Source organism: Pseudomonas sp. HR96 (assembly GCF_034059295.1).
Taxonomy (GTDB): domain Bacteria; phylum Pseudomonadota; class Gammaproteobacteria; order Pseudomonadales; family Pseudomonadaceae; genus Aquipseudomonas.
This window is the reverse complement of the sequence record NZ_CP139141.1, coordinates 5,066,029-5,088,356: the sequence shown is the minus strand read 5'-3', so window position 1 is coordinate 5,088,356 and position 22,328 is coordinate 5,066,029. Positions and strand designations below refer to the sequence as shown.

The 22,328-nt window shown below is 65.5% G+C and carries 18 protein-coding genes and 1 pseudogene; 11 read left to right on the top strand and 8 right to left on the bottom strand.

The window, feature by feature from the left end; translation table 11 throughout:
- The first annotated feature begins 61 nt into the window (after positions 1 to 61).
- Together yedA and SFA35_RS22815 are read left to right on the top strand one after the other, a co-directional pair.
- On the top strand, positions 62 to 961 hold the full coding sequence (yedA, locus tag SFA35_RS22820; RefSeq protein ID WP_320572953.1) for a drug/metabolite exporter YedA: 900 nt from the start codon (positions 62 to 64) through the stop codon (positions 959 to 961).
- 39 nt (positions 962 to 1,000) lie between these two features.
- The gene (locus SFA35_RS22815) at positions 1,001 to 2,335 is read left to right on the top strand and encodes a DEAD/DEAH box helicase (RefSeq protein WP_320572950.1); all 1,335 of its coding nucleotides are present in this window, start codon (positions 1,001 to 1,003) and stop codon (positions 2,333 to 2,335) included.
- A 69-nt stretch (positions 2,336 to 2,404) separates the two neighbouring features.
- On the opposite strand, the gene SFA35_RS22810 is transcribed toward SFA35_RS22815, so the two are convergent.
- Together SFA35_RS22810 and SFA35_RS22805 are read right to left on the bottom strand one after the other, a co-directional pair.
- On the bottom strand, positions 2,405 to 3,685 hold the full coding sequence (locus SFA35_RS22810; protein WP_320572947.1) for a TIGR03862 family flavoprotein: 1,281 nt from the start codon (positions 3,683 to 3,685) through the stop codon (positions 2,405 to 2,407).
- A gap of 163 nt (positions 3,686 to 3,848) precedes the next feature.
- The gene (locus SFA35_RS22805) at positions 3,849 to 4,769 is read right to left on the bottom strand and encodes a histone deacetylase (protein ID WP_320572945.1); all 921 of its coding nucleotides are present in this window, start codon (positions 4,767 to 4,769) and stop codon (positions 3,849 to 3,851) included.
- Between the two features lie 87 nt (positions 4,770 to 4,856).
- Between SFA35_RS22805 and SFA35_RS22800 the strand changes: the two genes are divergently transcribed.
- From SFA35_RS22800 to SFA35_RS22790, 3 genes are all read left to right on the top strand, one after another.
- A complete protein-coding gene (locus SFA35_RS22800; RefSeq protein ID WP_320572944.1) occupies positions 4,857 to 5,423 on the top strand; it encodes a GNAT family N-acetyltransferase in 567 nt (188 codons plus the stop codon).
- A gap of 67 nt (positions 5,424 to 5,490) precedes the next feature.
- Positions 5,491 to 6,360 carry an acyl-CoA thioesterase II gene (gene tesB, locus SFA35_RS22795; RefSeq protein ID WP_320572942.1) on the top strand — a complete coding sequence of 290 codons (870 nt, stop codon included), beginning with the start codon at positions 5,491 to 5,493 and terminating at the stop codon, positions 6,358 to 6,360.
- Entirely contained in the window at positions 6,357 to 6,953 is a 597-nt protein-coding gene (locus tag SFA35_RS22790; RefSeq protein ID WP_320572940.1) for an HAD family hydrolase, read from the top strand. Before tesB ends, SFA35_RS22790 begins: the two co-directional genes overlap by 4 nt.
- Before the next feature lie 45 nt (positions 6,954 to 6,998).
- On the opposite strand, the gene SFA35_RS22785 is transcribed toward SFA35_RS22790, so the two are convergent.
- Positions 6,999 to 7,901: a neutral zinc metallopeptidase gene (locus tag SFA35_RS22785; RefSeq protein WP_320572938.1), complete on the bottom strand. Its 903-nt coding sequence runs from the start codon at positions 7,899 to 7,901 to the stop codon at positions 6,999 to 7,001.
- 146 nt (positions 7,902 to 8,047) lie between these two features.
- Between SFA35_RS22785 and pcaH the strand changes: the two genes are divergently transcribed.
- From pcaH to SFA35_RS22765, 4 genes are all read left to right on the top strand, one after another.
- Complete coding sequence (gene pcaH / locus SFA35_RS22780; RefSeq protein ID WP_320572936.1) at positions 8,048 to 8,767, top strand: protocatechuate 3,4-dioxygenase subunit beta; 720 nt, start codon at positions 8,048 to 8,050, stop codon at positions 8,765 to 8,767.
- Positions 8,768 to 8,779: 12 nt separating this feature from the next.
- A complete protein-coding gene (gene pcaG, locus SFA35_RS22775; protein ID WP_320572934.1) occupies positions 8,780 to 9,385 on the top strand; it encodes a protocatechuate 3,4-dioxygenase subunit alpha in 606 nt (201 codons plus the stop codon).
- A 1,689-nt stretch (positions 9,386 to 11,074) separates the two neighbouring features.
- Positions 11,075 to 11,851 (top strand): IclR family transcriptional regulator, encoded by a 777-nt coding sequence (locus SFA35_RS22770; protein WP_320572932.1) that lies wholly within the window; start codon positions 11,075 to 11,077, stop codon positions 11,849 to 11,851.
- Between the two features lie 98 nt (positions 11,852 to 11,949).
- Positions 11,950 to 12,831, top strand: coding sequence for a DMT family transporter (locus SFA35_RS22765; protein WP_320572930.1), 882 nt, complete (start codon positions 11,950 to 11,952; stop codon positions 12,829 to 12,831).
- Between the two features lie 37 nt (positions 12,832 to 12,868).
- On the opposite strand, the pseudogene SFA35_RS22760 reads toward SFA35_RS22765, so the two are convergent.
- A pseudogene (locus SFA35_RS22760) lies at positions 12,869 to 14,140 on the bottom strand (MFS transporter); the annotation flags it as partial.
- Between the two features lie 428 nt (positions 14,141 to 14,568).
- On the opposite strand from SFA35_RS22760, the gene quiC reads away from it, so the two are divergent.
- Both quiC and SFA35_RS22750 read left to right on the top strand, forming a co-directional pair.
- Positions 14,569 to 16,479, top strand: coding sequence for a 3-dehydroshikimate dehydratase QuiC (quiC, locus tag SFA35_RS22755; protein ID WP_320572928.1), 1,911 nt, complete (start codon positions 14,569 to 14,571; stop codon positions 16,477 to 16,479).
- A gap of 121 nt (positions 16,480 to 16,600) precedes the next feature.
- Entirely contained in the window at positions 16,601 to 17,272 is a 672-nt protein-coding gene (locus SFA35_RS22750) for a TetR family transcriptional regulator (protein ID WP_320572926.1), read from the top strand.
- A gap of 77 nt (positions 17,273 to 17,349) precedes the next feature.
- Here SFA35_RS22750 and SFA35_RS22745 read toward each other — a convergent pair whose 3' ends face one another.
- The 4 genes from SFA35_RS22745 to SFA35_RS22730 form a co-directional block, all read right to left on the bottom strand.
- A complete protein-coding gene (locus SFA35_RS22745) occupies positions 17,350 to 18,192 on the bottom strand; it encodes a shikimate dehydrogenase (RefSeq protein ID WP_320572924.1) in 843 nt (280 codons plus the stop codon).
- A gap of 97 nt (positions 18,193 to 18,289) precedes the next feature.
- Positions 18,290 to 19,660: an MFS transporter gene (locus tag SFA35_RS22740; protein WP_320579194.1), complete on the bottom strand. Its 1,371-nt coding sequence runs from the start codon at positions 19,658 to 19,660 to the stop codon at positions 18,290 to 18,292.
- A gap of 201 nt (positions 19,661 to 19,861) precedes the next feature.
- Positions 19,862 to 20,950, bottom strand: a complete 1,089-nt coding sequence (trmA, locus tag SFA35_RS22735; RefSeq protein ID WP_320572922.1) for a tRNA (uridine(54)-C5)-methyltransferase TrmA — start codon at positions 20,948 to 20,950, stop codon at positions 19,862 to 19,864.
- The gene (locus SFA35_RS22730) at positions 20,947 to 22,242 is read right to left on the bottom strand and encodes an NCS2 family permease (RefSeq protein ID WP_320572919.1); all 1,296 of its coding nucleotides are present in this window, start codon (positions 22,240 to 22,242) and stop codon (positions 20,947 to 20,949) included. Before SFA35_RS22730 ends, trmA begins: the two co-directional genes overlap by 4 nt.
- Positions 22,243 to 22,328 lie beyond the last annotated feature (86 nt).

Genomic DNA, 22,328 nt, shown 5'->3' with positions numbered 1-22,328 from the left:
GCCTGTTTGCAGCAGACCGGTGTACCATCCCCCCTCTTGCCTAAGGACTGTCGAGACCCCGATGCCTGCCCCCCGCCGTTTCCCCCTGCTGCTGATTGGTTCTTTTCTCGCCCTGTACTTCGTCTGGGGTTCCACCTACCTGTTCATTCGTATCGGCGTCGAGTCGTGGCCGCCATTGATGATGGCAGGTGTGCGCTTCATGATCGCCGGCGCCCTGCTGTTCGGGTTCCTGTTGTGGCGCGGCGCGGCGCTGCCGACCTGGGCGCAGTGGCGCGCAGCCGGCTGCGTCGGCGTGCTGTTGCTCAGTTGCGGTAACGGCGGGGTGACGCTGGCCGAGCATTGGGGCGTGGCCTCCGGTGTCGCTGCACTGGCGATTGCCACGGTGCCGCTGTTCACCTTGCTGTTCAGCCTGCTGCGCGGTCAGTCGGCCAGCCGCCTGGAGTGGGCCGGCATCGCCCTGGGGTTGGTCGGCATCGCCTTGCTCAATCTGGGCTCCAACCTGCAGGCCAGTCCCATGGGCGCGGCAGTGATCCTGTTCGCGGCGGCGAGTTGGGCGTTCGGCTCGGTCTGGAGCCGCAGCCTGCCGCTGCCGCCGGGCGCCATGGCCAGTGCGGCCGAAATGCTGGTCGGTGGCGCCGTGCTGCTGCTGGGCAGCGTGCTCAGCGGCGAGCGCATGACGCAGATGCCCACTGCCTCGGGTTGGCTGGCGTTGCTGTACCTGATTCTGTTCGGCTCGATCCTCGCCTTCAGCGCCTACATGTACCTGCTCAAGCATGTGCGCCCGGCGGCGGCCACCAGCTATGCCTACGTCAACCCGGCGGTGGCCGTGCTGCTCGGCGTGTTGTTCGTCGACGAGCGGGTAGGGTTGGCGGAATGCCTGGCGATGCTGGTGATCATCGGCGCGGTGGTGTTGATCGGCCTGCCGCAATGGCGCAAGCCGCAAGTGCTGCCGACAAGGTAAACTGCGCGCCATTGCTGAACTTATCTCGACGGAACTCCCATGACATTTGCCTCCCTCGGCCTGATCGATCCTCTGCTGCGCGCATTGGAAACCCTCGGCTACCAGACGCCCACGCCCGTCCAGGCCCAGGCCATCCCGGCCGTACTGGCCGGCCGTGACCTGATGGCTGCGGCGCAGACCGGTACGGGCAAGACCGCCGGTTTCGCCCTGCCGCTGCTGCAGCGCCTGGCCATGGAAGGTCCCAAAGTGGCCGCCAACTCGACCCGCGCCCTGATTCTGGTGCCGACTCGCGAGCTCGCCGAGCAGGTCCACGCCAACATCGTCGAATATGCCGAGCACCTGCCCCTGAGCACCTACGCCGTGTACGGCGGCGTAAGCATCAACCCGCAGATGATGAAGCTGCGCAAAGGGGTCGACCTGCTGGTGGCCACCCCTGGCCGGCTGCTCGATCTGTTCCGCCAGAATGCGGTGAAGTTCAACCAGCTGCAGACGCTGGTGCTGGACGAAGCCGACCGCATGCTCGACCTGGGATTTTCCGAAGAGCTGCGCGACATCTATGCCGCCTTGCCGAAAAAGCGCCAGACCCTGCTGTTTTCCGCGACCTTTTCCGAAGCTATCCGCGCATTGGCCGGGCAGACCCTGAACGACCCGTTGAGCATCGAGGTGAGCCCGCGCAACGTGGCTGCCAGTTCGGTCAAACAGTGGATCGTCACCGTCGACAAGAAACGCAAGCCGGAGCTGTTCTGCCACCTGCTCAAGCAGCAGCGCTGGAAGCAGGTGCTGGTGTTCGCCAAGACCCGCAATGGGGTGGATGCATTGGTCGAGCGCCTGCAAGGGCTGGGTGTGAACGCCGACGGCATCCATGGCGACAAGCCCCAGGCCACCCGTCAGCGCGCGCTGGATCGCTTCAAGAGCAGCGAGCTGCAGATCCTCGTGGCCACCGACGTCGCCGCCCGAGGCCTGGACATCGAGGACCTGCCGCTGGTGGTCAACTTCGACCTGCCGATCGTGGCCGAGGACTACATCCACCGCATCGGTCGCACCGGCCGCGCCGGCGCCACCGGTGAAGCCATCTCGCTGGTGTGTGCCGACGAGGTGCAGCTGCTCTCGGCCATCGAGACCTTGACTCGACAGACCCTCAAGCGGGTCATGGAACCGGATTTCGAGCCCGATCACCGGGTGCCGGAAACCGACCCCAGCGGCCAGGTGCTGAAAAAACCGAAAAAGCCGAAGAAACCCAAAGTCACGGGCGGCAAGCGCAGCCTGGGCAAGTGGCTGGACAGCGGCGATAGCCCAAGCGAACCAACCCCTGCGGTGAAGCCGGTGCGCAAGGTGCCGGCGTTCAACACCGGGCCGCGCAAGCGCAAGCCTTGATTTGCATGGCTTGGCTGGGTTCGATCCGAGGGGCGGTGAAGCCCCCCGAGCCTTACACCTTTCTCGGGATCAAACCGGCCTGGCAGTCTCTCGCGGGCTTTGCCCCCTCCCACCTGGGGCGGCCAGCCAACTGAGGATGCCCTCGGCCGCCACCCGGCCGCTGGCGAAGCACGCGGTCAACAGATAGCCGCCAGTCGGCGCTTCCCAGTCGAGCATCTCGCCCGCGCAGAACACACCTGGCAGGGCCTTGAGCATCAGGCGCTGATCCAGGCCGTGGGGCGCCACGCCACCGGCGGTACTGATGGCCTCGGCCAGCGGCCTGGGCCGCTCCAGGCGCAAGGGCAGTGCCTTGATGGCCTGAGCCAGGGCGGCCATGTCGGCATAGGTGTCGCGGTCGTTCAGCTCGCGCAACAACGCCGCCTTGACCCCATCGAGCCCGACCTGGCTGTGCAGGTGCTTGGCCATCGAGCGCGTGCCGCGCGGTCTGGCCAGGGCCTTGAGGATTTTATCCACAGGCTGGCCGGGCAGCAGGTCGAGCTGCACTGTGGCGTGGCCGTCACGGTTGATCCGCTCGCGGATCTGCGCCGACAGGGCATACACCAGGCTGCCTTCCACGCCACTGGCGGTGACCACGCATTCGCCCAGCCGCAGCGGGCCGTCGGGCAGGCCCATGGCAATGTTCTTCAGCGGCGCGCCAGCGAATTTTTCCCTGAGCAGCTCGCTCCAGGCGGCCACCTCAAACCCGCAGTTCGCCGGTTGCAGCGGGCTGACCGGCACCCCGCTGGCGCTCAGCGGCGCCACCCAGGCGCCATCCGAGCCCAGGCGCGGCCAGCTGGCGCCGCCCAGGGCCAGCAAGGTGGCGTCAGCCCTGAGCAGCGCTTCGCCCTGTGGATAAGCCATCCGCAGGCCGCCGTCAGCGGCAAAACCCAGGAAGCGGTGCCGGGTGTGGATAACGACCCCGGCGTCGCGCAGGCGCTTGAGCCAGGCGCGCAGCAGCGGGGCGGCTTTCATGTCGCTGGGGAACACGCGCCCGGAGCTGCCGACGAAGGTGTCGACACCCAGCCCGTGAATCCACGCGCGCAGCGCAGTGGCGTCGAACCCGCGCAGCCAGCCCGCGACCCAGTCCTGACGCTCGGCATAGCGCCCGACAAAGGCCGGCGCTGCTTCGGAGTGGGTGATGTTCATGCCGCCGACGCCGGCCAGGAGGAACTTGCGCCCGACCGAGGGCATGGCGTCATAGAGGTCCACCTGCACACCGGCCTGGCTCAGCAGCTCGGCGGCCATCAGGCCGGCTGGGCCACCGCCGATGATGGCGACGTGAGGGATTGGGGCGGCAGGCGGGGCGGTCATGACGGCGTGCTGTCGGTGGCGGCGGGGTGGGCGAGTATAACCTGAAGTCAGTTGCACAAAAAATAACCAGGGTCTGGCAAGTACCGGATTTGCTGGGGGAAAACCGCTTGCGCTCAGCTTATCCACAGGCCGTTGCACAGCAAATGTGTGTAACTGCCGAGGCTCAGCCCAGGCCGAATTCTGTCCACAGGCGCTGTGCACTGTGGTGCAGGATGCCATGGCGGGCGGCCAGCGCCTGACGGTCCTTGCTGTAGCCGCCGCCGATCACGCCCATGACCGGAATGTCGCGCCCCAGGCAATGGCGTATCACTGCCTCGTCGCGGGCCGCAACGCCAGCGTCGGTCAGCTTCAGATAGCCGAGGGCGTCATCCTTGTGCACATCGACGCCGGCGTCGTACAGCACCAGGTCGGGCCGGTACAGCGGCAGCAGGTAGTCCAGGGTCTCGTCCACCACCTGCAGGTATTGCCGATCATCCAGGCCCATGGCCAGCGGGATGTCCCAGTCGCTGTGCGCCTTGCGTGCGGGGAAGTTCTTCTCGCAATGCAGCGACACGGTGATCGCCTCGTCGGTATCGGCAAGAATGCGGGCGGTGCCATCGCCCTGATGCACGTCGCAGTCGAAGATCAATACCCGGGTCACCTGGCCGCTGGCCAGCAGGTAGCGACTGATCACCGCCAGGTCGTTGAAAATGCAGAACCCCGCAGGATAGTCATAATGAGCATGGTGCGTGCCGCCGGCGAGGTGGCAGGCCAGGCCGTGGCTCAGGGCCATCTGTGCGGTCAGCAGCGAGCCGCCCACGGCGCGCACCGTGCGTCGGGCCAGGTCAGGGCTCCAGGGCAGGCCCAGGCGCCGTTGGTCTTCGCGCGACAACTCGCCGGCCATATAGCGTTCGATATATTGGCGGTCATGGGCCAGGGCCAGGATATCCACAGGGCAAATGTCCGGGCGCAGCAGGTCGGCGTCGCGGGTCAGTCCGCTGGCGACCAGGTGATCGCGCAGCAGACGGAATTTTTCCATGGGGAAGCGATGCTCCGGCGCGAATGCCGGGCTGTAATCCTCGTGGTAAATCAATGGCAGTGGCATCGCAGGGCTCGCCTGAAAAGGCAATCTTGCCAGTTCTGTGGCGGTTGCCACCAGCGCATGGCCACGGGCCCAAGGAGAAACATCGCAATGACGCCTATCTTGCATCTGGAAAGCGCCCGCCTCGTGATGAGGCCCTGGCGCGACGAAGACTTGCCGGCGTTCGCCGAGCTGTGCGCCGACCCGCAGGTCATGCGCTACTTCCCGGATACCCTCAGCCGCCTGCAAAGCGCCGCGATGATCGGCCACATTCGCGGCCATTTCGCCGAGAACGGTTTCGGTCTCTGGGCGCTGGAGCGCAAGGACACCGGCCAATTCATCGGTTTTACCGGGCTCAACCGGGTCGAGTTCGACGCCAGCTTCACCCCGGCGGTGGAAATTGCCTGGCGCCTGGCGCGCGAACACTGGGGCCTGGGGTACGCCAGCGAGGCGGCCTGGACGACGCTGCGCTGCGGCTTTGGCCAGCTCGACCTGGACGAGATGGTGGCCTTTACCGCCACCGCCAACCTGGCCTCGGAAAAGGTCATGCAGGCCATCGGCATGCGCCGCGAAGGCAGTGATTTCGATCACCCTGAGCTGCCCGAGGGTCACCCACTGCGTCGACATCTGCTGTACCGGATCACCCGCGCGCAGTGGCTGGACACGTTGCGCGGGTAAGCCGCTCGTACATTTTGTATCATGATCGTTTTGTGACTGTGCCAAGGCGGCGGCAGGGAGAGTTCGAATGAGCCATGTGTTGGACGATCTGGTCGATTTGCTGACCCTTGAACCTATCGAGGAAAACCTTTTTCGCGGGCGCAGCCAGGACCTCGGCTTTCGCCAGCTATTCGGCGGCCAGGTGCTGGGCCAGTCGCTGTCGGCGGCCAGCCAGACGGTCGAGCCGGAGCGCCACGTGCATTCGCTGCATGGTTACTTCCTGCGCCCGGGTGATGCCTCGACGCCGGTGGTGTACATGGTCGACCGGGTGCGCGACGGTGGCAGCTTCAGCACGCGGCGGGTGACGGCGGTGCAGAAAGGCAACCCGATCTTCACCTGCAGCGCTTCGTTTCAATACGACGAGGCCGGGTTCGAACACCAGGCGGCGATGCCCCAGGTGGTCGGCCCCGAGAACCTGCCCACGGAGCTTGAGCTGATGCAGCAGGTGGCCCATCTGATTCCGGCCGGCATGCGCGAAAAGCTGCTGTGCGCCAAGCCGATCGAGGTGCGCCCGGTGACCGTGCGCGACCCGCTCAACCCGACCCCGGCCGACCCGGTCAAGTACGTCTGGTTTCGTGCCGACGGCAGCCTGCCAGCGCAGCCGGCCCTGCACAAATACCTGCTGGCCTACGCTTCGGACTTCAACCTGCTGACCACCTCGTTGCTGCCCCACGGCAAGTCGGTGTGGAGCCGCGACATGCAGTTGGCCAGCCTCGATCACTCGCTGTGGTTTCATGGCAACGTCCAGGCCGACGAGTGGCTGCTGTATGCCATCGACAGTCCCTGGGCCGGCAACTCGCGCGGCTTCTGCCGGGCGAGCATCTACAACCGTGCCGGGCAGCTGGTGGCCTCGTCGGCCCAGGAAGGCCTGATCCGCCAGCGCAAGGACTGGGCATGAGCGCACTGGCCCGCCTGCGCCACTGGGTGTTCGACATGGACGGCACCCTGACCGTTGCGGTGCATGACTTCGCTACCATTCGCCGGGCGCTGGACATCCCTGCCGAGGACGACATCCTGACCCACCTGGCGGCGCTGCCGGCCGAGGAGGGCAGGGCCAAGCACGCCTGGCTGCTCGAGCACGAGCGCGAGCTGGCCGTGGCGTCGAAAGCCGCGCCCGGGGCGGTGGAGCTGGTGCGCGAGCTGGCGGCACGTGGCTATCGGCTGGGGGTGCTGACCCGCAACGCCCGCGAATTGGCGCATATCACCCTGGCCGCCATCGGCATCGCCGACTGCTTTGCCGAGCAGGACGTGCTCGGGCGCGACGAGGCCCTGCCCAAGCCGGACCCGGATGGCCTGCTGCGTCTGGCCAGAAGCTGGGGCGTGGCGCCCGGCGAGATGGTCATGGTCGGCGATTACCGCTTCGACCTGGACTGCGCGCGAGCGGCTGGGGTGCATGCGATCCTGGTCAACCTGCCGGAAAACCCCTGGCCGGAACTGGCCGACTGGCATGCGGTGGATTGCCACGCCCTGGCCGCCATGATCCGTAGCTAGCCGCAGGGGCAAGGGGGCCAAGCCCCCGAGCGGTTCGATCCTTGCCTAAAGCGCGCCAGCGCCGAAGGTGTCGCACTGGTTGATATCGCCCTTGGCAAACCCGGCCTTGAACCAGCGTACCCGCTGCGCCGAGGTGCCGTGGGTGAACGAGTCCGGCACCACGCGCCCTTGACCCTGCTGTTGCAGGCGGTCGTCGCCAATGGCGTTGGCGGCGTTCAAGGCTTCTTCCACGTCGCCCGGCTCCAGCCAGTTCAGGCGCTTCTGGGCGTTGTTGGCCCAGACCCCGGCGAAGCAGTCGGCCTGCAACTCCAGGCGCACCGACAACCCGCTGGCGCCCTCCATGCGCTGCCCGCGCTGGCGCGCTTCGTCGACCTTGGCGGAGATGCCCAGCAGCGTCTGCACGTGGTGGCCGACTTCATGGGCGATCACGTAGGCCTGGGCGAAATTGCCCGTAGCGGCAAAGCGCGTACTCATCTCACGGAAGAAGTCCATGTCCAGGTAGACCTTCTGGTCAGCCGGGCAATAGAAAGGCCCGGTGGCCGAAGTCGCCTGGCCACAGCCGGAGCGGACCTGGCCGCGGAACAGCACCAGGGTCGGGTCCTTGTACTGCCGGCCCATCTGCGCGAACACCTGGTGCCAGGTGTCTTCGGTGTCACCCAGGATCGAGCGGACGAATTCGGCCTGCTGGTCATTGGCCGGCGGCGGCTTGTTGGCGGCCGGACTGGCCGGCTGGCTCCCCGTGGATTGCCCGCTGGATTGCCCGGTCAGTTCGCCGAGGATCTGCATCGGGTCCTGGCCGGTCAACAGGCCGAAGCCGACGATCAGCACCACTGCCGTCAGGCTCAGGCCCTTGCCGCCCATGCGAAAGCCGCCGCCACCGCCGCCACCTGCGCTGTCGTCGCGGGCATCCACGACGTTGTCACTCTGCCGACCTTTTTTCCATAGCATGTCTGGACCCTCGGATCGTCTATCGTCATAACCATTCGGTTATGGGTCGGACCGTTCTTTTCAGTGTTCGTTGTATCGGGTTTAAGCAAGACTAGTCTTCAGGCCTGCATCAGGCATTTTAATAACTCCAATAACAGGAGAACGACATGTCTTCCCAGGACACCAGTCGCTTCATCATCCGTGATCGCAATTGGCACCCCAAAGCCCTGACCCCCGACTACAAGACCTCCATTGCCCGCTCTCCGCGCCAGGCTTTGGTGAGCATCCCGCAGTCGGTCAGCGAAACCACCGGGCCGAATTTCTCCCACCTCAAGTTTGGCGAGCACGACCACGACCTGTTGCTGAACTACAACCATGGCGGCCTGCCGGTGGGTGAGCGGGTAATCATCGCCGGGCGCGTCTGCGACCAGTTCGGCAAACCGATCCCGCACACCCTGGTGGAAATGTGGCAGGCCAACGCCGGCGGCCGCTACCGGCACAAGAACGACCGCTACCTGGCGCCGCTGGACCCCAATTTCGGCGGCGTTGGCCGCACGCTCACCGACAGCGAAGGCTATTACAGCTTTCGTACCGTCAAGCCCGGGCCCTACCCGTGGCGCAACGGCCCCAACGACTGGCGCCCGGCGCATATCCATTTCTCCATCAGCGGGCCGTCGATCGCCACCAAGCTGATTACCCAGCTGTATTTCGAAGGCGACCCGTTGATTCCGATGTGCCCCATCGTCAAGTCGATCAACGACCCCGAAGCCGTACAGAGCCTGATCGCCAAACTGGACATGGCCAACGCCAACCCCATGGACTGCCTGGCTTACCGCTTCGACATCATCCTGCGCGGTCAGCGCAAGACTCACTTCGAAAACCGCTGAGGGGGAATCGTCATGCCTGTACAAACACTCAAGGAAACCCCGTCGCAAACCGCCGGCCCGTATGTGCACATCGGCCTGGCGCTGAAGGCCGCCGGCATCGAACCGCGCGAGCACGAGATCTGGAACCAGCTGGCCAAGCCCGGAGCCCCCGGCGAACATATCCTGGTGCTGGGCGACGTCTATGACGGCAACGGGCACCTGGTGCGCGACTCGTTCTTCGAATTCTGGCAGGCCGATGCCAATGGCCATTACGACACCGAGTACGACACCGAGAAGGACTTCAACAGCTTCGGCCGCACCGCCACCACCTTCGACGGCGGCGAGTGGACCCTGCACACGGTCAAGCCCGGTGTCGTCAACAACGCTGCCGGTGTGCCGATGGCGCCGCACATCAACCTCAGCCTGTTTGCCCGTGGCATCAACATCCACCTGCAGACCCGCCTGTACTTCGACGACGAGGCCGAGGCCAACGCCAAGGACCCGGTGCTCAACCTCATCGAGCAGCCGGCTCGCCGCCAGACCCTGATCGCCAAGCGCTGCGAAGTCGACGGCAAGACCGCATACCGTTTCGACATCCGTATCCAGGGCGAAGGCGAGACGGTGTTCTTCGATTTCTGACTTCTGGAGCATATGAAGGGGGGATGTGGGAGGCGTGTCCATCCCGGCCACCGAGGCGATCCCCTCGCCTGCTGCGCAGGTTCCTACGCCAACCCGGAGCGCCGCACGGTCGCGTAGGAGCCGGCGAAGCTGGCGAGCGGGGGCACCACCGAACGCCAGGCTCGATAGGCCATGGGCCGCGATACCACCCGATTATCCACCCGGCCACCGAGGCGATCCCCTCGCCAGCTGCGCCGGCTCCTACGCCAACCCGCAGAGCTGCACGGTCGCGTAGGAGCCGGCGAAGCTGGCGAGCGGGGGCGCCACCGAACGCCAGGCTCGATAGGCCATGGGCCGCGATACCACCCGATTATCCACCCGGCCACCGAGGCGATCCCCTCGCCAGCTGCGCCGGCTCCTACGCCAACCCGCAGAGCTGCACGGTCGCGTAGGAACCGGCGCAGCTGGCGAGCGGGGGCACCACCGAGCGCCAGGCTTGATAGGCCATGGGCCGCGATACCAATAGATTATTCACCCGGCCACCGAGGCGATCCCCTCGTCAGCTGCGCCGGCTCCTACGCCAACCCGGAGCGCCGCACGGTCGCGTAGGAGCCGGCGCAGCTGGCGAGCGGGGCACCACCGAACGCCAGGCTCGATAGGCCATGGGCCGCGATACCACCCGATTATCCACCCGGCCACCGAGGCGATCCCCTCGCCAGCTGCGCCGGCTCCTACGCCAACCCGCAGAGCTGCACGGTCGCGTAGGAGCCGGCGAAGCTGGCGAGCGGGGGCGCCACCGAACGCCAGGCTCGATAGGCCATGGGCCGCGATACCACCCGATTATCCACCCGGCCACCGAGGCGATCCCCTCGCCAGCTGCGCCGGCTCCTACGCCAACCCGCAGAGCTGCACGGTCGCGTAGGAACCGGCGCAGCTGGCGAGCGGGGGCACCACCGAGCGCCAGGCTTGATAGGCCATGGGCCGCGATACCAATAGATTATTCACCCGGCCACCGAGGCGATCCCCTCGTCAGCTGCGCCGGCTCCTACGCCAACCCGGAGCGCCGCACGGTCGCGTAGGAGCCGGCGCAGCTGGCGAGCGGGGCACCACCGAACGCCAGGCTCGATAGGCCATGGGCCGCGATACCACCCGATTATCCACCCGGCCACCGAGGCGATCCCCTCGCCAGCTGCGCCGGCTCCTACGCCAACCCGGAGCGCCGCACGGTCGCGTAGGAGCCGGCGCAGCTGGCGAGCGGGGGCGCCACCGAGCGCCAGGCTTGATAGGCCATGGGCCGCGATACCACTAGATTATCCACCCGGCCACCGAGGCGATCCCCTCGCCTGCTGCGCAGGTTCCTACGCCAACCCGGAGCGCAGCACGGTCGCGTAGGAGCCGGCGCAGCTGGCGAGCGGGGCACCATCGAACACCAGGTTCGATTGGCCATGGGCCGCGATACCACCAGATTATCCACACGGCCACCGAGGCGATCCCCTCGCCTGCTGCGCAGGTTCCTACGCCAACCCGGAGCGCCGCACGGTCGCGTAGGAGCCGGCGCAGCTGGCGAGCGGGGCACCACCGAACGCCAGATTCGATTGGCCATGGCCCGCGATACCATTCATTTGGTCTTGTGGAATCAGGTTCCATATTCTATGGTTTGTGCTTGCACACGCCCCATGTAGAATCGCCCGATTTTCCAGGACCCCTCCGATGGCCGGCAGTCAGATCGAACGCGCGTTCAGCCTAATCGAAAGCCTTACCCGCAACCCGCGTGGCACCCCCATGCAGGAGTTGGCCGAGGAGTTGGGCATCCCTAAAAGCGCTACCCACCGCATGCTCGCCGAGCTGATCCGCCTGGGCTATGTGCGGCAGAACCCGGAAAGCCTGCGTTATCACCTGTCCACCAAGCTGGTCGCCATGGGCTTTCGCTACCTGGCCAGCAGCGGCGCGGATATCGTCCAGCCGATTCTTGACCGGCTCGCCGAGCAGACCGGCGAGCTGGTGCGCCTGGGTGTCATCGAAGGCGATCGCCAGACCTGGATCGCCAAAGCCCAGGGCGCCCGTCCCGGCCTGCGCTACGACCCGGACATGGGCCGCGATGCGCCGCTGTTCTACACCGCCTCCGGGCATGCCTGGCTGTCCTCCATGCGCGACGCCCAGGCGCTGGCCCGAGTCGAGCAGCAAGGCCTCGGCGACCCCGCCGACTTCGGCCCCAATGCCCCGAAAAGCAATGCCGAGTTTCTCGAATACCTGCGCGTGGCCCGCGAGCTGGGTTATGCCTGCGTCTGTGAAAGCTCGGCGCTGGGTATGTCGGCACTCGCCGCCGTAGTGCGCCACCCGGTGGATGGCCACGTGGTGGGCGTGCTCAGCGTTGCCGGCCCCAGCGCACGGGTCACGCCGGCACGGATGGCCGACATGGCGCCGGCGCTGCTGGCCAGTGCCGAGGAGTTGTCGGCGGCGTCGCCGGCCTCGGAATTGTTTCACTGAGTGAGTAAATTTTTCTTCACGCAAGCTTGAAGTTAACTGGAACTGGGTTCTAAATAGCCGGGTAGTCGCATCATTCATCAGCGGAGTCGAACCCACCCGTGGCAGCCCTGGACGGAACAAACAAGCCCTTCAAGGGCATCCTGCTGATCGTGTTCGCCACCATGCTGTTCGCCAGCCATGACGCGTTGTCCAAATACCTCACCGGGTTCTATCCGGTACTGCTGGTGATCTGGGTACGCTACGTGGCGCACACCCTGCTGATGTTCGGCCTGTTCGTGCCCAACACCGGCCTGCGCGTGCTGCGCACGCGCAACCTCAAGCTGCAGGTGCTGCGCGCCTGCAGCCTGCTGGGCACCAGCCTGTTCTTCATTACCAGCCTGCAGTACATCCCGCTGGCCGAGGCCACTTCGGTGAACTTCCTGGCGCCGTTGATGGTGACCGCCTTGTCCGTCCCGCTGCTTGGCGAGCGCGTCAGCCGCGGCCAGTGGGTCGCGGTATTGGTGGGCTTTTGCGGGGTGCTGATCATCGTCCACCCCGGCGGCGAACTGTTCACCCCGGCCATCCTGCTGCCGCTGTGTTCGGCCACCTGCTTCTGCGCCTACCAGATCCTCACGCGCAAGCTCAGCGGGCTGGACAGCCCGACCACCAGCAACTTCTACGCCGGCATCATCAGCAGCATCATCATGAGCGCCCTGGTGCCGTTCTTCTGGCAGACCCCGACCTGGTACCACGCCCTGATGATGGTTGCCCTCGGCGGCTTCGGCATGACCGCGCATCTGCTGATGACCCAGGCTTTCCGCTACGCCGCGCCGGCGCTGCTGGCGCCTTTCGGCTACTGCCAGATCGTCTTCGCCGGGCTGTTGGGGTTCATCCTGTTCAACCACGTGCCGGAGCCGGCGACCTTGCTGGGCATTTCGGTAATCTGCCTCAGCGGGCTGGCCGCGGCCTGGTTGCAGAAGCGGGTGAAGGTGTCTGGATAACCGGCCACCATGGATGCCAAAGACCGCCAGCCCGGTTTCAGCGGCTGCCCTCGGCCCCCGGCACCTGCCGTGGCGCCATGACGAACAGCCAGGCCAAGGCTATGAAATACATCGCCGGAATGATCAGAAACAGCACGGTGTAGTTGTTGTGGGTCACCGTGAGGATGTAGCCGACGATCTGCGTCATGAACATCCCGCCCACGGCGGCGCACATGCCGCCGAAGCCGAATACCGTGCTCATCATGTGTTTGGGCGTGTAGTCCATCACCACGCTCCAGATGTTGGCGGTCCAGGCCTGATGCGCGGCGATCGCCAGGGAGATTGCCGCCACCGCTACCCACAGGTGGCTGGCGCCGGCCGCGAAGACCACGCCGATGATCGCCAGCGCGCAGATCAGCATCGACAGCAGCCGCGCGCGTACCGGCTGCATGCCGCGACCGATCAACAGCGACGACAGCACGCCGCCGCCTACGCTGCCGAGGTCGGCGCACAGGTAGATGATCACCAGCGGGATGCCCATCTGGCTGACGTTGATGCCCAGCGCGTATTGCTGGTTGAGAAACGGCGGCAGCCAGTACAGGTAGAACCAGAACACCGGCGCGGTGAGCATGAACGCACCGGCGAAAGCCCAGGTGCCGCGCATGCGCAGGATGCGGTGGAAGGGCACGGCGGCCTGCGGCGGCTCGGCCTGCTCCTGGATATAGGCCAGTTCGCTGTCGCTGACCCGTGGATGCTCCTCGGGGTTGAAGTACTTGAGGGCCCAGAACGCCGCCCAGAGCAGGCCCAGTACGGCGATGCAGAGGAACGCCGCCTGCCAGCCCCAGACGTGCAGGATCATCGGCAGCAGCATCGGTGTCAGCAGCGCGCCGACGTTGGTGCCGGCGTTGAAGATGCCGGTGGCCACGGCGCGCTCTTTGGCGGGGAACCACAGCCGGGTGGTCTTCACGCAGGCCGGGTAGTTGGCCGCCTCGGTCAGGCCCAGCACGAACCGGCAGATCATGAAGCCGAACGCCGAAGTGGCCAGGCCGTGGGCACCGGTCGCCAGGCTCCAGAGCAGCACGGCGCCGAAGAACACGCGCTTGACCCCGACCTTGTCGATCAACCGCCCTTGCAGGAGAAAACCGACGGCGTAGCCGACCTGGAACCAGAAGTTGATGTTGGCGTAATCCATCGCCGTCCAGCTCATCGCCTGGGCCAGCACCGGTTGCATGATGCCCAGGGCGGCACGATCGATGTAGTTCAGGGTAGTGGCGAAGAACACCAGGGCGAGCATGCCCCAGCGGGTTTTGCCGACGGCCATGGCCTCGCGGAACATGGCCTTGAAACCCGGTTGGTCGGCGCTGGCAGGGGCGGCGGCCGCAGCCTCACCGGCAGGCACCGAAGTGCTTCGTGAAATCATCTGGGCTTACCCGTTTCTTGAAATTGTTATGGCTGTTGCACGGTCCAAAGCCCATGGGTGGCGGGCTGTGGAACAGTCCGGTGATTGGCGTTCAGGCCATGCACGGACTTCAATAGTGGAGGGGATGGTGGACACTGGGGCAGGGATCGTCAATTCGTGGGAGGGCTTTAATGGTCGATAATCGCACAAAAACTAACTAGTTCGTACGTCGCTGAATCAGGTATAGAATCGGCGGCATCGGATTCTTAAACTCGCAGATCGTGGGTACCACCGTTCTGCGACAGTGGCTCGCCGTCGAGGCCAAAGGCTGGCTTCCCGGAGCCTAATGGAGCGCTAGCATGCAACGTTCAATCGCCACCGTCTCGCTGAGCGGTACGCTGCCGGAAAAACTCGAAGCCATCGCCGCGGCGGGCTTTGACGGCGTCGAAATCTTTGAAAACGACCTGCTCTATTACGACGGCAGTCCGCGGGAAATCCGCCAGATGTGCAAGGACCTGGGGATCGCCATCACCTTGTTCCAGCCGTTTCGCGACTTCGAAGGCAGCCGCCGCGAGCGCATGCCGCGCAACTTCGACCGCGCCGAACGCAAGTTCGACCTGATGCAGGAGCTCGGCACCGACCTGGTGCTGGTGTGCAGCAACACCGCAGCCGACTCGATGGGCGACCGCCAGATCATCGTCGACGACCTGCAGCAGATGGCCGAGCGCGCCGGCAAGCGCGGCCTGCGGATCGGCTACGAGGCGCTGGCCTGGGGCCGGCACGTGAACACCTACCAGCAGGTCTGGGACATCGTGCGCCAGGCCGATCACCCGGCGCTCGGCGTGCTGCTCGACAGCTTCCACACCCTGTCGCTCAAGGGCGACCCGGCGGCCATCGCCGACATCCCGGGCGACAAGATCTTCTTCGTGCAGATGGCCGACGCGCCCATCCTGGCCATGGACGTGCTGGAGTGGAGCCGGCATTTCCGCTGCTTCCCCGGCCAGGGTGAGTTCGACCTGGCAGGCTTCCTGGCCCCCATCATCCAGACCGGCTACAGCGGCCCGCTGTCGCTGGAAATCTTCAACGACGGTTTCCGCGCCGCGCCGCCACGGGCCAATGCCGCCGACGGCCTGCGCTCGCTGCTGTACCTGGAAGAGAAGACCCGCAAGCTGCTGGAGCAGCAAGCGACCCCGCCGGCCAACCTCGACATCCTGTTCGCCCCACCGGCAGCAAGCCATTATGACGGTATCGAGTTTCTCGAATTCGCCGTGGACGAGGCGCTGGGTGCCAAGCTCGGTCACTGGCTCGAGCGCCTGGGTTTTGCCAAGGCCGGCCAGCACCGCTCGAAGAACGTCAGCCTGCTGCGCCAGGGCGATATCAACCTGATCCTCAATAGCGAACCCTATTCCTTCGCGCACAACTTCTTCGAATCCCACGGCCCCTCGCTGTGCGCCACGGCGATTCGGGTCAAGGACAGCGCCAAGGCCCTGGAGCGTGCGGTGGCCTATCATGGCCAGCCATTCCGCGGCCTGGTCGGCCCCAACGAAAGCCCGCTGACCGCCGTGCGCGCGCTGGACGGCAGCCTGATCTACCTGGTGGACCAGAACACCCCAGGCCACACCATCTACGACACCGACTTCAGCCTGCAGCCGGCGCCCGCCGACAAGGGCCTGCTCAAGCGCATCGACCACATGGCCATGGCGATCCCGCCGGACACCCTCGACAGCTGGGTGCTGTTCTACAAGAGCGTGCTCGACTTCAAGGCCGACGACGAGGTGGTGCTGCCCGACCCCTATGGCCTGGTCAAAAGCCGCGCGGTGCGCAGCCAGTGCAGTTCCATCCGCCTGCCGCTGAACGTCTCGGAGAACCGCAACACGGCCATCTCCCACGCCCTGTCGACCTACCGTGGCTCGGGCGTGCACCACATCGCCTTCGACTGCGACGACATCTTCGCGGCCATCGGCAAGGCCAAGGAAGCCGGCGTGGCGCTGCTGGACATTCCGCTCAACTATTACGACGACCTGGCCGCGCGTTTCGAATTCGACGACGAGTTCCTCAGCGAGCTGGCCTACTACAACGTGCTGTATGACCGCGACGCCAATGGCGGCGAGCTGTTTCACGTGTACACCGAGCCGTTCGAAGACCGCTTCTTCTTCGAAGTGCTGCAACGCCGCGGCGGGTACGCCGGCTACGGCGCGGCCAACGTTGCGGTGCGCCTGTCGGCCATGGCCAAGGCCCGCGCCAAAGGTGTACGCCACGCCAAGCTGTAACCGCTGATGCAACAAGGGGCGCTCGGCTGAACGCCCCTTGTAAGCACTCCAATACAATGCTTCCCTCGCTGGTATCGGCCGCCCCATAATTGCCATCATGTAGATGGCCGTGAGCCCCGTAATGACAATAACAACAGAAGCTTCTGCCGAGCCCGCCGAAGCGGCGCCGCGCAAGAGCCGCAAGAACAATCCGGAGAAGACCCGGGAAAATATCCTTCAGGCCGCGATTACCGAGTTCGTTCAGCAAGGCCTGGCGGGCGCGCGGGTCGACGCCATCGCCGAGCGCACGCAAACTTCCAAACGGATGATCTATTACTACTTCGCCAGCAAGGAGCAGCTGTACGTCGAAGTGCTGGAGAAAGTCTATGGCGATATTCGTGGCACCGAAGCCAAGTTGCGCCTGGAGGAGTTGACGCCGGTCGAGGGTATCCGCCGGCTGGTGGAGTTCACCTTCGACCATCACGACAGCAATGTCGATTTCGTGCGTCTGGTGTGCAACGAGAACTTGTACAAGGCCGAATACGTCAAGCAATCGAGCGTCATTCGCTCGCTCAACAAGTCGGTGCTCAACGCGCTCGACGGTGTCTTGCGCCGCGGGACCGATGCCGGCGTATTTCGCCCGGGGCTCAATGCCATGGACGTGCACTTGCTGATCAGCTCGTTCTGTTTTTACCGGGTGTCCAACAAGCACACCTTTGGCGAGCTGTTTCAGGTCGACTTTAGTGACGCGAAGTTGCGCGGGCATCATCGGGAGATGATCTGCGAGTCGGTGTTGCGCTTTTTGCAGGCTTGAAACAGTCTCGGTTGGCACCGTAGGACCGGGTTTGCCCGGGAACGAGGACTGACCTTCTTCCCGGGCAGGCGCTGGCACTACATACTTAGAAAATGCGCCGTCATCCGCTCGGCATCCGGCTCCACGCCGGTAAACAGCTCGAACGCCTTCACCGCCTGGAACACCGCCATGGTGCCGCCATCGAGCGTGCGCGCGCCCAGGGCCCGAGCTTCGCGCAGCAGTTCGGTCTCCAGCGGGAAGTAGACGATCTCGGCCACCCACAAATCCTTGCGCAGCAGAGCCTTGGGCACCGGCATGCCGGGCAGCTTGGCCATGCCCATGGGCGTGGTGTTGACCAGGCCGTCGGCGCCGGCCACGGTGCCGGCCAGGTCCTCGCCCGCCTTGGCGCGTTGGCCGGGGAAGTGGCCGTTGAGGTTGTCGGCCAGGGCCTGGGCGCGGCTCGGTTCGACGTCGAAGATGCTCAACTGCTCGACGCCTTCGGCCAGCAGCGCGTGGGCCACCGCCGCGCCGGCGCCACCGGCACCCATCTGCACCACGCTGCGCCGTGGCGCGTCGCTCAGCCCGCGGCGAAAGCCTTCGGCGAAGCCCAGGCAGTCGGTGTTGTGGCCGACCCGCAGGCCGTCCTTGAGCACCACGGTGTTCACCGCGCCGATGCCGCGGGCCTCGGCGGACAGGTCGTCGAGCAGCGGGATGATGGCCTGCTTGGCCGGAAAGGTAATGTTAAGCCCGGTGAAGCCCATGCGCTGGGCGCTGAGCAGCAGGTCCGGCAGCGCGCTGTTGTCCAGCTTGAGCGCGTCCAGGTCGATCAGGCGATACACGTAGCCCATGCCCTGGGCCGCGCCTTCGCGCTCATGCAGAGCGGGGGTACGCGAGGCCTGGATGCCAGCGCCGATCAGGCCGGCCAATACGGTACGACTCATGGGGGGAATTCTCCGTTGTTATTGTAGGCAGTACTGTGGCGCTAAATTGTACTAACTAGTTAATTCCGTCAAATGGATTTTTCCCCCGGTCGTCCGATCAATTCGCCGCGTGGCCGGTCACGTGGGCCCCCGCATTTGCCGGCAGGCGCCACAGGTCGAGCATCGATAGCAGGGTCAATACGCCGATGGCGGCGAAGGCGATGTGATAGCTGCCCAGGGTGTCGTGATCCACGCCCAGAATCGACTCGCCCATGCGCAGGAAGATCACCGCGAAGGCCACGCCGAGGCCGAATGCCAATTGCTGGGTCATGCTGAACAAGGTGTTGGCCGAAGACATCAGCGGCTGCGGCATGTCGGCGAAGGCCATGCTGCTGTAGGCGGTAAAGCCCATGGAACGGGCCATGCCGGAAATCAACAGGGTCGGCAGGATCAGCGCCAGTGGCGTGGCCGGGGTCATCAGCGCGCAGAAAAAGGTGCAGGCGGTCAGCACCAGGCTGCTGCCGATCAAGGTGCTGCGAAAGCCGTAGCGGCGCAGCACGGCATTGGTCATGGGCTTCATGCCGATGTTGCCGGCGAACAGGGTCAGCACCAGCAGGCCGGCGGTGAAGGCGTCATAGCCGAAGCCCAGCTGGAACATCAACGGCAGCAGGAACGGGTGGGCGCTGACCATGGCGCGAAACAGCGAGCCGCCGTTGAAGGTCACGCGGTAGGTTGGCACCTTCAGCGCGTCGAGCTTGAGCAGCGGCGCCGGCGTGCGCCGGGCGTGGTAATAGAACGCCACCAGCAGCACGGCACTGGTCGCCAGCAGCGCATAGGGGTGCCAGTCGCGGGGGTTCTGGCCGAGCTTGTCGAGGCCGTACAGCAGGCCGGCGCAGGTCAGGGCGCAGATGACGAAGCCGAGCACATCGAACGGACGCTTCTCGACTTCACCGGCGCTGGCCGGCATGAGTTTCCAGGTGAAGGCCATGGCCAGCAGGCCCAGCGGCAGGTTGAGCAGAAAGATCCAGTGCCAGGAGGCGTAGGTGGTGATGAAGCCGCCCACCGGCGGGCCGAGCACTGGCGCCACCAGCCCCGGCCAGGTGATGTAGGCAGTGGCGATCAACAGGTCGCTCTTGGGCGTGTTACGCAGCACCGCCAGGCGCCCCACGGGCACCATCATCGCCCCGCCAATGCCCTGCAGCACCCGCGCTGCGGCGAACTGCCAAAGCGTCTGCGAACCGGCGCACAAGGCCGAGGCCAAGGTAAACACCGCCAGCGCAACCATGAATACGCGCCGGTGGCCGAAGCGGTCGGCGATCCAGCCACTGGCCGGGATCAGCACCGCCAGGGTCAGCAGGTAGGCGGTAATGCCGACATTGAGGTCTACCGCCGTAGCCTGGAACGAGCGGGCCATGTCCGGCAGCGCGGTGACGATCACCGTGGCGTCCAGGTTCTCCATGAAAAACGCCCCGGCCACCAGCAACGCCATCAGGCGCGAGCGGGAAGGGGGCAGCGGGGCGGTGCTGGCTGTGTTCAAGCGGGACTCCCAGTCGACGCGGCGGGCAATGGACTGAGAGATCGTACAACAAAAGTCAGGGGGTTATGTTAGGGGGCTATGTATATGTGCGTGAAGATAGCAGGGGTTGGCCCGCCGAGAGGCCGCCGGGCGGTCTCGGGGGGCGCTCCATCCTCACCGCCGGACCAGCAACACTCCGGACTCCATGTGATGCGTATAGGGAAACTGGTCAAACAATGCACAGCGCTCGATCCGATGCGTGTCGTGCAACTGGGCGATATTCGCCGCCAGGGTTTCCGGGTTGCAGGAGATGTACAGGATGTTGTCGAAACGCCGGGTGAGCTCGCAGGTGTCGGGGTCCATGCCGGCGCGGGGCGGGTCGACGAACACACTGCCGAACTGATAGCCCTTGAGGTCCACGCCCTGCAAGCGGCGGAACGGTCGCACCTCGTTGAGCGCCTCGGTCAGTTCCTCGGCCGACAGCCGCACCAGGGTCACGTTGGTCACGGCGTTGTCGTCGAGGTTGTGCAGGGCCGCGTTCACCGAAGTCTTGCTGATCTCGGTGGCCAGCACCTTGCGCACCCGGGTGGCCAGCGGCAGGGTGAAGTTGCCGTTGCCGCAGTACAACTCCAGCAGGTCGTCGTCACGCTGGCCCAGGGCCTCGTAGGCCCAACCAAGCATCTTCTGGTTGACCGTGCCGTTGGGCTGGGTGAAGGCGCCTTCCGGCTGGCGGTAGCGAAACTCGCGGCCGGCCACGCTCAGGGCTTCCTCGGCGTAGTCGCGCCCGATCACCAGGCGCTTGCCCTTGGAACGACCGATCAGGCTGACCTCGAGCTCGCTGGCCAGCTGCTCGGCAGCCGCCTGCCAGTGTTCGTCCAGCGGGCGGTGGTAGCACAGGGTGACCATGGCATCGCCGGCCAGGGTGGTGAGAAACTCCACCTGGAACAGCTTGTTGCTCAGCGCCGCATTGCCCTGCCAGGCCGCCTTGAGGCGTGGCATCAGGTCGTTGATGCGCAGGCTGGCGATGGGGAAGTCGTCGATCAGGATCGGCACGTGCTTGTCGCCGGGCGCGAACATCGCATAGTGGCGATGGCCGTCCTCACGCCATAGGCGAAATTCGGCGCGCAAGCGGTAATGCTCGCGTGGCGAGTCGAATACCGCCGGCTCCGGCGCGTCGAACGGCGCCAGCAGCTCGCGCAGGCGCGCAGTCTTTTCCTGCAGTTGGCGCTCGTAATCCGCCGGATTGAAAGCCATGGCACTCATGCGTTGTACCAGCCCAGCTTGATCACGAACAGAATCGACAGGATCACCAGCGCCGCATTCAGCTCGCGGCCACGGCCCGAGACCAGCTTGATCAGCGTCCAGCTGATGAAGCCGAAGGCGATGCCGGTGGCGATCGAGTAGGTGAACGGCATCGCCAACGCGGTGATGACCACAGGCGCCGCTTCGGTGATGTCGTCCCAGTTGATTTCCGCCAGGCCCGAAGCCATCAGCACGGCGACGAACATCAGCGCCGGGGCGGTGGCGTATTCCGGCACGCTGCCGGCCAGCGGCGCGAAGAACAGTGCCAGCAAAAACAGCACGGCGACGACCACGGCGGTCAGGCCGGTGCGGCCACCGGCGCTGACGCCCGCCGCCGACTCGATGTAGCTGGTGGTGGTCGAAGTGCCCAGCAGTGAACCGGCCATGGCGGCAGTGCTGTCGGCGATCAGGGCACGGCCCATCTTCGGCATATGGCCGTCCTTGCCCATCAGGCCGGCGCGCTTGGCCACGCCGATCAGGGTGCCGGAGTTGTCGAACAGGTCGACGAACAGAAAGGCGAAAATCACGCTGACCAGGCCGATGTCCAGCGCGCCCTTGATGTCCAGCTGCAGGAAAGTCGGCAGCAGCGACGGCGGCATGGAGACGACGCCGCCGAACGGGCTGAAGCCGCCGACGATCGACACCACGGTGACCACGAGGATGCCGATCAGCACCGCACCGCGCACCTTCAGGGCTTCCAGCCCGACGATCAGGAAAAAGCCCAGGCAGGCGAGAATCGCCCCCGGCTGTTTCAGGTCGCCCAGGCCCACCAGGGTGGCCGGGTTGCCGACCACGATACCGGCACCGTGCAGGGCGATCAGTGCGAGGAACAGACCGATGCCGGCGGCGATGCCCGAACGCAGCGGCAGCGGGATGCTGTTGACGATCCATTCGCGGATGCGAAAGATCGACAGCAGGAAGAAGCACACCGCCGAAATGAACACCGCCCCCAGTGCCACCTGCCAGGTGTGGCCCATGTGCAGCACCACCGTGTAGGTGAAGAAGGCGTTCAGGCCCATGCCCGGCGCCAGGGCGATGGGGTAGTTGGCGATCAGGCCCATGATGGTCGAGCCGATGGCTGCCGCCAGGCACGTGGCGACGAATACCGCGCCCTTGTCCATGCCGGTCGCGCCGAGAATGCTCGGGTTGACGAACAGGATGTAGGCCATTGCCAGGAAAGTGGTCACGCCCGCGAGAATCTCGGTGCGCACGTTGGTGTTATGTGCTCTGAGTTGAAACAACCGTTCCAGCATGCCCGCTCCCCGTGGCGCTCTGCGGCGCCGTGAATAATCGACCTCTTGAGCAAAGCACAGGCAGCGCGGGGCGCTGGTGAAATTTG